Here is a 12,090-nt window from a genome sequence, read left to right as displayed (position 1 = left end):
CGGCCGCGGGCTACCCTGGTCGCACACCGCGATCCGGAGGAACCCCATGCTGACCGCCGCCCAGGTGCTCGCCCAGAACAACTTCGGGGACACCCGCACGGGTGGCCTGGCCGGGCCGATGGGCCTGTTCCTCATCCTGCTCCTCGGCACCGCCACCGTGCTGCTGATCCGCAACATGAACGCCCGGTTGCGCCGGCTGCCCGAGCGGTTCCCCGCCCAGGACCCCGACGCGCCCGGAACGGATTCGGCGGGCCAGCCGGTCGGTGATCCGACAGATGGGATCGTGACCGCCGATTCATCCGCGGATGCTGCAAACGGGCGTCAGCAGCACCGGGACGGCTGATCGGGGCATGATTCACGTCGAACCGGATGGTCGACCCCTGTTGCGACCATCGGGTTTGGCTTAGCCTTCCGCCGGGGGGACCAGAAGTCCTCGAGCTGTGCGCGGGAGGGGGCGCCGATGACCACCGCAGTCGCGTCCGCCCGCCGCGTGGCCTGTTCCCGGTCGGCGGGAGGGGGTCGGTGACCTCCGGCAGGGCCGGCCACTCGCTTGACCGGCCCGCTGGCCGTGGTGCGTCGCTCGGGCTGCATCTGCTCACCGTCGCCGTCCTGGCCACCGCGCTGGTCGCCGCGCTCGTGGGGCTGGGCCTGCCGGCGCGGCTGCCGGCCGACGACCCCTCGGCCCGCTCGGCGGGCTGGCCCGTTTCGGCATCGCGGTCGCCCTGTTCGCGCTGTCACAGCTGGCCCGGTTGCGGTTCCGCGCCGCGTCCGGCGTGGTCAGCCTCACCTGGGGTGAGGCGGCGCTGATCGTCTGCCTCTATCTGGTGCCCCCCGGCTGGCTGCCCGCCGCCGCGCTGATCGGTGTCGCCCTCGCCTGGACGGCGCTCTCGGTGGTGGACGACGGCCGGTCGACCTGGGACGTGATCCGCATCGCCGGCGCGCTGACCGCCGCCACGGCGCTCGCGGTGGCGGTCACCACCGCCCTCGGCCAGCCGACGCTGGCCAGCCCGACCCCGTCGCTCGCGCTCGCCGCGGTCGCCGGTGCCGTCACCTACCTGCTGGCCAGCGCCGGCCTCGGCGGGATGATGCTGGCCCTGCGGCACGGGATGCCGATCGGGCGCCCACTGCTCGCCGCGCTGCGCGGCAAGCTGTTGATGTTCGTCGGCAACGTGGTCGTCGGGCTGCTGGTGGTGGCACTGATCGAGATCGACGCCCGGTGGCTGCTGCTGCTGCCGGCCCCGCTGTGGCTGTTCCAGCAGACCTATCGGCAGCGACTGCGCGAAGACCGTGAGCGGCGGACCTGGCGGTCGTTCGCCGAGGCGACGGCGGCGCTCAACCAGCTCGACGAGCGCGGCGTCGCCACGGCGGGCGTCACCGGTGCCCTCGCGCTGTTCGAGGCGGAGATCGTCGACGTGGAGGTGGTCCGGGGCGACGGAAGGTGGCGCCGCTACCGGGGTGACCCCGGCGGTCAGGTGCTCGACCGGGAGATCGCGCCACCCGGCGACGGCGATCCGGCACCGGAGGAACTGGTCCGTGACCTGTCGGTGGGCGAGTCACGGGTCGGTCGGCTACGGGTGCGCTTCCCCCGCACCGCCGGGCCCACCGGCCGGGAGCGGGACGCCCACGCCGCCTACGCCGACGCCCTGGCCGCCGCCCTGCACGACGCGGCGGCCCACCGGGAGCTGCGGCTGGTCACGGCCCGCTCGTCGTACGAGGCGGTGCACGACCCGCTGACCGGCCTGGCCAACCGCGCGGCGATGCTCGGCAGGGGGGACCAGGCGTTGCGGCAACTGGCCCACGACCGTCCCGTCGCCCTGCTGCTGCTCGACATCGACCAGTTCAAAGAGGTCAACGACACCCTCGGGCACATCGCCGGCGACCAGTTGCTGCGGTTGACCGCGAACCGGCTGGGCATCCTGGCCCGCTCCGGTGACCTGCTGGCCCGGCTCGGTGGCGACGAGTTCGCGTTGCTGCTGACATCGGTGCCGATGGTCGACGACCGCGCCGCCCCGATGGCGTACGCGCTGCGCCAGGCCCGGGACATCGCCGAGCGGCTGGCCGCGCCCACCGAGGTGGCCGGGGTGCGGATGTCCGTCGAGGTTTCCGTGGGGGTGGTGGTGGCCCCCGCCGGCACCGCCGACCTGACCGAGCTGCTGCGCCGCGCCGACATCGCGATGTACCAGGCGAAGTCGGGCGGCGGCAGCGTCGCCGCGTACGACAGCTCGCGGGACGCGGCCAGCACCGACCAGCTGGCCCTGCTCGCCGAGCTGCGCGAGGCGTTGCAGGCCGACGACCAGCTGGTGCTGGTGTTGCAGCCGGCCGTGGACCTGGCCACCGGCGCGCCGACCGGTGTGGAGGCGCTGATCCGCTGGCGGCACCCGAGGCGGGGTTGGCTGGGACCGGCCGACTTCATCCGGCCGGTGGAGAACAGCGAGCAGTTGGGCACCTTCACCCGGTACGTGCTGGACAAGGCGCTCGGGGTGGCGGCGGGCTGGGCCCGCGAGGGCCTGGACGTTCCCATCTCGGTCAACCTGTCGGCCCGCAGCCTGCTCGACCCGAAGTTGCCGGTGGAGATCGCCGAGGCGCTGCGGCGGCACCAGGTGCCGGCGGACCGGCTGGTGCTGGAGATCACCGAGACGGTGATGATGAGCGAGCTGGACGTCATCGACCAGGTGCTCAGCACGCTGCGGTCGATGGGCGTGCAGCTGGCGGTGGACGACTTCGGCACCGGGTTCTCCTCGCTGGCGTTCCTCACCCGGATCCCGGTGGACGAGTTGAAGGTGGACCGTTCCTTCGTGCTCCGGATGGCGGATTCGCCGGAGGCGGCGGCGATCGTGCGTACCACCGTGGGGCTGGCCCATGAGCTGGGCCTGCGGGTGGTGGCCGAGGGGGTGGAGACCGCGGCGCAGCGTTCCGCGCTGGCCGAGTTGGGCTGCACCGCCGCCCAGGGCTACCACTTCTTCAAGCCGATGCCGGCTGACAAGATCGGCGCCGTGCTCACCGCCCTGGCCCGCCAGACCCCCACCAACGTCCTCCCCCTCCGCGCCGACGGCGCCTCCTAGCCCCCACCCCCAACCCTCGGGTTGATCATGAAGTTGGCGGGCGGTCTGATCTCCAAAGCACCCGCCAACTTCATGATCGACGCGACGGTGGGTGGGGGTGGGGGTGGGGGGCGGGTGGGGTGGTGGTGATCGGCGGGTGGTGGGCTGGCTGGATAGGGTCGTCGGGTGAATCGACTTGCGGAGGCCACCAGCCCGTACCTGCTCCAGCACGCCGGCAACCCGGTGGACTGGTGGCCGTGGTGTGACGAGGCGTTCGCCGAGGCGAGACGGCGGGGCGTGCCGGTGCTGATCTCGGTCGGTTACTCCGCCTGCCACTGGTGTCACGTGATGGCGCACGAGTCGTTCGAGGACGCGAGTGTGGGCAAGCTGCTCAACGAGGGCTTCGTGTCGATCAAGGTGGACCGTGAGGAACGGCCCGACGTCGACGCCGTCTACATGACCGCCACCCAGGCGATGACCGGTCAGGGGGGCTGGCCGATGACGGTCTTCGCCACGCCGGACGGCACCCCGTTCTTCTGCGGGACGTACTTCCCCCGGCCGAACTTCGTCCGGCTGCTCCAGTCCGTCGGCACGGCGTGGCGGGACCAGCGGGACGCCGTGCTGCGTCAGGGCGCCGCGGTGGTCGAGGCGATCGGCGGTGCCCAGGCCGTGGGTGGCCCCACCGCCCCGCTCACCGCCGAGCTGCTCGACGCCGCCGCCGACCGGCTGGCCGGCGAGTACGACGAGGTCAACGGCGGGTTCGGCGGGGCACCGAAGTTCCCGCCGCACATGAATCTGCTCTTCCTGCTGCGCCACCACCAGCGCACCGGCTCGGCCCGCAGCCTGGAGATCGTCCGGCACACCTGCGAGGCGATGGCCCGGGGCGGAATCCACGACCAGCTCGCCGGGGGGTTCGCCCGGTATTCCGTGGACGCCCACTGGACCGTGCCGCACTTCGAGAAGATGCTCTACGACAACGCCCTGCTGCTGCGGGTCTACACCCAGCTGTGGCGGCTCACCGGCGACGCGCTGGCCCTTCGGGTGGCCCGGGACATCGCCCGGTTCCTGGCCGACGAGCTGCACCGCCCCGGGCAGGGCTTCGCCTCCGCGCTGGACGCGGACACTGAGGGCGTGGAGGGGCTCACCTACGCCTGGACCCCGGCCCAGCTCGTCGAGGCGCTCGGCGACGCCGACGGCCGGTGGGCCGCGGACCTGTTCGCGGTGACCGAGGCCGGGACCTTTGAGCACGGCATGAGCGTGTTGCGGCTGGCCCGCGACGTCGACGACGCCGGCCCGGAGGTGCGTGGCCGCTGGCAGGACGTGGTCCGGCGGCTGCTGGCCGCCCGGGACAGCCGACCCCAGCCGGCGCGCGACGACAAGGTGGTGGCGGCCTGGAACGGGCTCGCGGTCACCGCGCTCGCCGAGTTCGTCCGGCTCGTCGAGACGGCCGGCCGGATCGGTGCGGAGGGGGAGGCGAACCTGCTGGAAGGGGTCACCATCGTCGCCGACGGTGCGATGCGGGACACCGCCGAGCACCTCGCCCGGGTGCACGTCGTCGACGGTCGGCTGCGCCGCGCCTCCCGCGACGGTCGGGTCGGCGAGCCGGCCGGCGTGCTGGAGGACTACGGCTGCGTGGCCGAGGCGTTCTGCGCCATGCACCAGGCCACCGGGGAGGGACGGTGGCTGGACCTGGCCGGCCAGCTGCTCGACACCGCCCTGGCGCACTTCGCCGCACCCGGCGGGGCGTTCTACGACACCGCCGACGACGCGGAGCGGCTGATCGCCAGGCCGGCCGACCCGACCGACAACGCCACCCCCTCCGGCCGGTCGGCGATCGCCGCCGCCCTGGTCGCGTACGCGGCGTTGACCGGGGAGAACCGCTACCGGGAGGCTGCCGGGGCGGCCCTGTCCACCATCGCGCCGATCGTCGGGCGGCACGCCCGGTTCACCGGGTACGCGGCGACGGTGGGCGAGGCGCTGCTCTCCGGGCCGTACGAGATCGCGGTGGCCACCGGGGATCCGGCCGGTGACCGGCTGGTCGCGGCGGCGTACCGGCACGCCCCGCCCGGTGCGGTGATCGTGGCGGGTCCGCCGGACCAGCCAGGAGTGCCGCTGCTGGCCGGCCGCCCGCTGCTCGACGGGCGCGCCGCCGCGTACGTCTGCCGGGGCTTCGTCTGCCAACGGCCGGTGACCGGCGTCGACGACCTGGTGGCGCAGCTGGGCTGAGCGGGATCCGCCGGCAGGTGCGGCGGCCGGCCGGATAGGCTGGCGCGGCTATGGATTCCCGTACCGGTCTGCCCGTCGTCGGCATGGTGGGTGGCGGCCAACTGGCCCGGATGACCCACCAGGCCGCCATCTCCCTCGGCCAGTCGCTGCGTGTGCTGGCGCTCACACCGGACGACGGCGCGGCCCTGGTCGCCGCCGACGTCCAGTACGCCGACCACACCGACCTTTCCGCGCTGCGCACCTTCGCCAAGGGCTGCGACGTGGTGACCTTCGACCACGAGCACGTCCCGAGCGAGCACATCCGAGCCCTGGCCGGCGAGGGGGTGCGGCTGTTCCCGCCCGCCGACGCCCTGCTGCACGCCCAGGACAAGCGGGTCATGCGGGAGCGGCTCGGTGCGCTGGGCGCGCCGAACCCCCGGTGGCGACCGGTCGCGTCCCCCGCCGACCTGATCGGCTTCGGTGACGAGGTGGGCTGGCCGGTCGTGCTCAAGGCGGCCCGTGGCGGGTACGACGGGCGGGGTCTGGCCGGTCGCCGACGCGGACTCGGCGACCGGGCTGGCGGAGATGCTGCTCGGCGGCGGCACGAAGCTCCTCGTCGAGGAGCGGGTGGCGCTGCGCCGGGAACTGGCCGTGCAGGTGGCCCGCTCACCGTTCGGCCAGGTCGCCGTGTACCCGGTGGTGGAGACGGTGCAGCGGGACGGGATCTGTGTCGAGGTGCTGGCTCCGGCCCCCGGCCTGCCGGAGGAACTGGCGGTCTCCGCGCAGCAACTCGCCATCGACCTGGCCACCGCACTCGGCGTGGTGGGCCTGCTCGCCGTGGAACTGTTCGAGGTGGCCGACCCGCGAGCGCCCGGCGGTGGCCGGATCGTGGTCAACGAGCTGGCGATGCGCCCGCACAACTCCGGGCACTGGACCATCGAGGGCGCCCGTACCTCGCAGTTCGAGCAGCACCTGCGGGCGGTGCTGGACTATCCGATGGGCGACACCTCGCTGACCGCGCCGGCGGTGGTGATGGCGAACGTGCTCGGCGGGGAGCCCGGCGGCATGCCGGTGGACGAGCGGCTGCACCACCTCTTCGCCGCCGAGCCGACCGCCCGGGTGCATCTGTACGGCAAGCAGGTCCGCCCTGGCCGCAAGATCGGCCACGTCACGGTGCTCGGCGAAGACCTGGACGAGGTACGCGGGCGCGCCGCCCGGGCGGTCCGCTGGCTGCGGAACGGAACAGAGGAGTGACAGCGTGAGCACGGTCGGTGTGATCATGGGCAGCGACTCGGACTGGCCGACGATGAAGGCCGCCGCCGAGGTGCTCGCCGAGTTCGAGGTGCCGTACGAGGTCGAGGTGGTCTCGGCGCACCGCACGCCGGTCAAGATGATCGACTACGGCCGCGCCGCCGCCGGCCGTGGTCTCAAGGTGATCATCGCCGGGGCCGGCGGGGCGGCGGCGCTGCCCGGCATGGTCGCCTCGGTGACCCCGCTGCCGGTGATCGGCGTGCCGGTGCCGCTCAAGCACCTCGACGGCATGGATTCGCTGCTGTCCATCGTGCAGATGCCGGCCGGCGTGCCGGTGGCGACCGTGTCGATCGGCAATGCCCGCAACGCCGGGCTGCTCGCCGTCCGCATCCTGGCCGCCGCCGACGGCACCCTGCTCGACCGGATGTCGGCGTACCAGGCCGACCTGGAGCAGCTGGTCGCCGAGAAGGACGCCGCGCTGCGCGCCTCCCTCGCGTAGCCCGGCTGCTCGCCGCGATGTGGCGGGGCACCAGGTGTGGGTCCGGACGCTGTCGAGCTGAACCGTCGGCGCTATCAGCGGCAACGGCGCGTCCGTTGCGACGGTCGCTGGTGGCTGATCCGTCCAGGCTCTCAGCTCGACAGTGGCCCGACCCCTAGGTGCTGCCGGGCCGGACTCCGTTGCGCCGGGCCCGGTTTCATCGCATGCCGCGTAGCGCGGTCTGCAGGCGCTCCTGGGCGCGACGTCGGCGTTCGTTGCTGGCTCCGAGAATGAGCAGCAGGAAGCCGACCGGGATCAGCGCCAGCCAGGGGCCGAGGCTGAACAGCGCGTGCACCGCCGTGATGGCGGTGACCACCGCGCCGACGATGACCGGGGCCTGCTGCTGGCTCGTCGACCCGAAGACCAGCACGGCGACCGCGCCGAGCAGCAGCAGCACCTGACGCATCGTGCTCGAATCGGTGGCCAGCACAATCGCCAGGGTCGGCACGAAGGCGGCGACCAGGGCCGGTCCGTACGCCACCCAGCTGCTCAGCTCGGGTCGCTGGCGCAGTTCCAGCACGCCGACCAGCAACGCCAGGGCGGCGAACGGCAGCGTGTACGCCTCGGGCAGCGCCACGTCCGCGACCCGCATCAGGATCCACCAGGCGGTGATCTCGCAGATCACCACCGCCCAGAACAGGATCCGTCGCTCCACCGGCCGGCGACCTGGCCGGGCCGCCGCGAGACCGAGGACCGCGCCCCACGCGGCGAGCAGCGCGGCGATGTGCCGGGGCGAGTCGAAGGCCAGCGCCAGCGCGATGAGCGCGGCGGCGTGGCCGCTCCATTCCACGGTGGCCGCCTCGCGGTGCGCCTCGGGACGGCGCAGCCAGGGCAGGGTGGCCGAGAAGACCTGGAGCGCCGCGCCGACCGCCAGCACCCCGAACGCCGACCAGACCGCAGCGAGGCCGGCCACCAGCGCGGCGGTGAGCACGAACAGCTGCGCCATCAGCGAGGCGAACAGCCAGCCGAGGATGCGGGCCCGGGCGGTGATGCCGTACAGCGCCGCCACCAGACCGACCCCGACCGCACCGCCGAGGGTGAACAGGGTCAACTCCCGGGTGGCGAGGCTGCCGGCGAGGCCGGCCCCGCCGGCGGCCAGCCCGATCACGAAGACCAGTACCCGGGCCAGCCGCAGCGAGCGGGCCCGCTCCACGAGGGCCGGGGGTGGCGTCAGCGCCAGCCCCAGCATCGAGATGGTGAACACGGCCAGCGCCGCGAGGGTGCTGGCCGGCCAGCCGCCACCCAGCGCGATCGGGGCGATCAGCAGGGTCACGGCGGTCCCGGGCAGCACCACCGGCACGGCTCGCGATCGCCGGCCACCGCTGAACCCGGTGGCGGCCAGGGCCGCCGTCGCAGTGAGCAGCAGGGCGGTGAGCACGTGGGTGGGGTTGACCGCGGCCGGTGGCGGGTCGAGCAGCGCCGCCGACGGCCCCTGCCAGATCCCGCCGATGGTGCGGTGCGGGTCGACGAGGGCCGCCACCAGCGCCGGGGCGATGGAGACCAGCGCCAGGACGGTCGGCAGGGCGGCGGCGGCCAGCGCTCCGGCGGCCGGGTTCACCCGCCACCGGCGCCGGGCGTCGTCGGGCAGCCGGCGCAGCGCCCCGTCCAGCAGCACGGACCAGCGGCGGACCGGCTGGGCCGCGCCGGCCGGCGGTTCGGTCGCCCCGCGGACCAACTCGGCGAGCACGCCGAGCAGGGCCGCCGCCGCCGCGTAGACGCCGACCGGCAGTTGGATGGGTATGGCGGCGATCGCCGTCACGCTCGCGCCACCGACCACGCCGGCACTGGCCCAGGGCAGGTACTGGGGAACCTGCCGGCGGGCCGACGCCGCCGCGGCGAGACCGATGCTGGCGGCGGCCAGGCCTGCGGTCAGCACCACCTGGGGTGCATGGCCGAACTCGGCGGCGAGGGCGGCCGTGGCGCCCGGCAGGGCCAGCAACGCCGCCCCCACGCCCGCGCCGCCGATCTGCGCGAGGTGCGGTGGCATCCCCTCGGCGTCGATGTCTTCGACGAGCGGCTCGGCCAGGTTCCGGGCCAGTGCCGCGACCACCGCGCCGATCAACACGATGCTGCCGAGGGCCAGCGCGGTGGTCCATGGCCGCACCAGTCCGGCGCCGGCCGCGTGCAGCGCGATCACCCCGGCCACGGTTATCCGGGACAGCGCCGCCCGGGGGTCGACCGAGGCGACCGCGGCCATCCCGAAGATGGCGGCGACCATGCCGCCGATCAGGATCGGCGACCACCAGGCGAGGTCGAACGCGGCGGGAGCGCCGATGGTGGCGAGCACGGCCGCCACGCCGGCCACGTCGTAGCGCCACGGCGGCGGCAGCAGGATGCCCGCGGCGACCGCCAGCAGGGCCAGGGCGATCGGGCCCTGCCAGGTCGCGCCGCCGGTCGGCGCGGCCGGCCAGCCACTGAGGTCACCGTTCCAGATGGGACCGGGCGTGGCCAGCACCCCGATCCCGCCGCGCAGGGCCATCCAGCCGGCCAGCAGCCCGACCAGCACACCGCCGACCGCGAGACCGAGCACCGGTCCGCGCCGCCACTCCTCCGGCATCGCCCGCGCCGCCACGGCGACCACCAGGACCAGCGCGGCGGCGACGGCGAGCTGTCCGCCCGGTGCGAGCACCGTGCCGATTCGCAGCAGGGTGGCGATCAGCGCGGTGGTCACCGCGGCGGCGGCCAGGTCGGAGCCGTCCAGGGTCAGGTCGGAACGGCGTCCGCTGTCGATCGACGGGGCCAGGAAGAGCAGCACCGCGGAGACCAGCAGCAGCGCGCCGACCCACGCGTCGGCCACGGTGGCGCCGGGGGCGCCGAACCCGGCAGCGGCGACCACCAGCGCGCCGAGGCCGGTGCCCACCGACAGCGGCATCGGAACCTGCCGCTGCGACACCTGGATGACGGCGGCGTAGCCGAGGGTCACGCAGACGGCGAGGAAGCTGGCCGCCAGCACCGGCACGGTTGCCTCGCGCAGGCTCGCCGGGGTCGGGGCGGTGCCGGCCGGCAGGGTGGCGGCGACGACGGCGGCCACCGCTCCGGGCAGGGCGAAGGCGGCACCTCCGGCGGCCCAGGCCGAGACGGTGTCCGCGGTTGCCGGGGCGAGCCGGATCCGGGGAGTGGCGGCGATCAGCGCGCCGGCCACGACGATGATGGTCAGCACCGCGGCGGTCAACGCCGGGCGGGCCAGGGCCGCGCCGGCACCGGCCGACCCGACGACGGCGGCGGCCACCGCGTGCGCCAGTGCCGCCCGGGTGGTGCGGGCGGACAGGCCGATCGCCCCGATGCCGATCGCGGCCAGCACCATCGGCCACGGTGCCAGTGTCCAGGCCAGCCCGAAGGAGGCCGGTACGGCGAGGGCGGTCAGCGCGGCACCGGTCACCGCGAACTCGCGGCGGATCTCCGGCGGCAGGGCCAGCACCGCCGCCACGGTCAGCAGAAAGGCGCTGGCGGCGAGCTGCCAGGCGGCTGGTCCGACCGCGGCGGCCAGCTCGGCGGGGTACCGGTCGAGATCCGCCGCCCAGGCCGGCAGTGCGGCCTGCACCGGGGCGATCCCGGCGCGCAGGGCGCTGCCGGCGACCACCACGCCGCTGACCGTCAGCGCCACCGCCGAGGCCAACTGCGGCCCCCGGCGGGCGGACTCGGGTACCGCGCGTACCGCGAGACCGGTGATCGTGATGACGGCCGCGATCAGCAGCAGCGCGCGGCCGGGCAGCGCCACGGAGGCGATCCGACCGAGGGCGCCGATCACGGCGAGGGTGAGCACACCCGCGCCGAGGTCGGGCAGCGGTGCACGCCGGAGCAGCAGCGTCCCGGTCAGGCAGACGGCGGCGGCGAGGAGCAACACCAGTCCCGCGCCGGTCGCGCCCGCCACGGTGGTGGTCTGCAACAGGGTCGTCACCGCGTACGCCAGGGCGACCGCGACCGCCACGCCGTGCAGCGCCCAGGCCAACTCCCGCAGCCCCGGCACCGGCCGGGTCGGCGGCGCCGCGGTGGTCACGGTGGTGGGGTCCAGCAGTTCACCGGATTCCTCCGGCGCCCCTCGGGCCGCCCGTCGGCCTGCCGCTGACGGGGTGCGTTCGCTCGGCCGGGAGCGGTCGGTCCGTCGGTGCGCGGCTGCTCCAGGGTGACGGGGGAGCGGGCCAGCCACAGGTCGAGCAGAGCCACCACGCTCAGTGCCAGCGCCCAGCCGACCGGGCCGCTGATCCGGTCGTACGCGAGCAGCGGCACCACCGGCTGGACGGCCAGCACGGTGGCGAACCGGGGCGCGCGCAGCCTGGTCCACCCCGCGTAGCCGGCGGAGACCGCGGCGGTGACCGCGAAGATCACCCCGGCGAAGACCGCACCGGAGGCTCCGCCGTTGCCGATCCGGTCCACGGCCCACAGCGCGTACCCGGTGAGCGGCATCAGGAGCAGGCCGACCGCGGCGATGGTCTCGGCGGTCGAGGTCAGCCCGCGCCGGACCAGCACCGGCGGGGCGAGCAGCATGAGCACGGTCGCGAGCAGCAGGATGCCGAGGCGGGCCAGCGCGTCCATCGAACTGGTGGCGACCACGGCGAAGACCACGGCGGCGACGCCGAGCAACAGCGCACCGAGGCCGAGCGGGATGTTCTGCACCTCCCGCGAGGAGGCCTCCGGCGGGTGCTCCGGGTCGTCGGCGTCCAACCAGATCGGTGCGGACGGCGGAGGTGGCTCGTCCGGGCCGGCGGCGGCGCCCTGGCGGGGCACCCGCGGCGGTGGGGTGGCGCCGTCGGACGGCCGGCGGCGCGGCGGCCGGCGGCGCAGCACGCGGCGGGGGCGGGTGGCCTGCTTGAGGCGTTCGTCACCCGTGTTGCCCGCGTGCGAGAGGACGTCCCGCTGGAACAGCGCGGCCTGCATCTTGGCGGCGAGCTTGCGCTGTTCGCTGGCGATGGCGGCCTCGCGGGCCTTCATCTCCGCGATGGACCGTTCGATCTCGGCCAGGTGCTCGGCCCACTGCGGCTGGTGGGCGCCGCAGTGCGCGCAGCGGACCGCCGGCTTGATCTCCCGGCCGCACGAGGAGCACTGAAAGGTTGCCAC

At 74.7% G+C, this 12,090-nt stretch carries 3 protein-coding genes and 3 pseudogenes; 5 read left to right on the top strand and 1 reads right to left on the bottom strand.

What is annotated here, in order from left to right; translation table 11 throughout:
- Positions 1-46: 46 nt before the first annotated feature.
- The 5 genes and pseudogenes from KIF24_RS25730 to purE all read left to right on the top strand — a co-directional run bounded on the left by KIF24_RS25730 (position 47) and on the right by purE (position 6,996).
- A complete protein-coding gene (locus KIF24_RS25730; protein WP_221086234.1) occupies positions 47-343 on the top strand; it encodes a hypothetical protein in 297 nt (98 codons plus the stop codon).
- 179 nt (positions 344-522) lie between these two features.
- Positions 523-3,062, top strand: a pseudogene (locus KIF24_RS25725) (putative bifunctional diguanylate cyclase/phosphodiesterase).
- 165 nt (positions 3,063-3,227) lie between these two features.
- Positions 3,228-5,267, top strand: coding sequence for a thioredoxin domain-containing protein (locus tag KIF24_RS25720; protein ID WP_221086233.1), 2,040 nt, complete (start codon positions 3,228-3,230; stop codon positions 5,265-5,267).
- A 50-nt stretch (positions 5,268-5,317) separates the two neighbouring features.
- Positions 5,318-6,500, top strand: a pseudogene (locus tag KIF24_RS25715) (5-(carboxyamino)imidazole ribonucleotide synthase).
- A gap of 4 nt (positions 6,501-6,504) precedes the next feature.
- Positions 6,505-6,996, top strand: a complete 492-nt coding sequence (gene purE / locus KIF24_RS25710) for a 5-(carboxyamino)imidazole ribonucleotide mutase (RefSeq protein ID WP_221086232.1) — start codon at positions 6,505-6,507, stop codon at positions 6,994-6,996.
- Positions 6,997-7,192: 196 nt separating this feature from the next.
- Here the strand turns inward: purE and KIF24_RS25705 are convergent.
- Positions 7,193-12,090: pseudogene (locus KIF24_RS25705) on the bottom strand (SCO7613 C-terminal domain-containing membrane protein).

This window comes from Micromonospora tarapacensis (genome assembly GCF_019697375.1).
Lineage (GTDB): Bacteria > Actinomycetota > Actinomycetes > Mycobacteriales > Micromonosporaceae > Micromonospora > Micromonospora tarapacensis.
Note: the sequence above shows the minus strand (reverse complement) of the source record. Positions and strands in the feature narration are given on the sequence as shown.

Bases quoted from the DNA above. Each gene is read 5' to 3' on its own strand.
- KIF24_RS25730 (WP_221086234.1), top strand. From the start codon at position 47: ATGCTGACCGCCGCCCAGGTGCTCGCCCAGAACAACTTCGGGGACACC.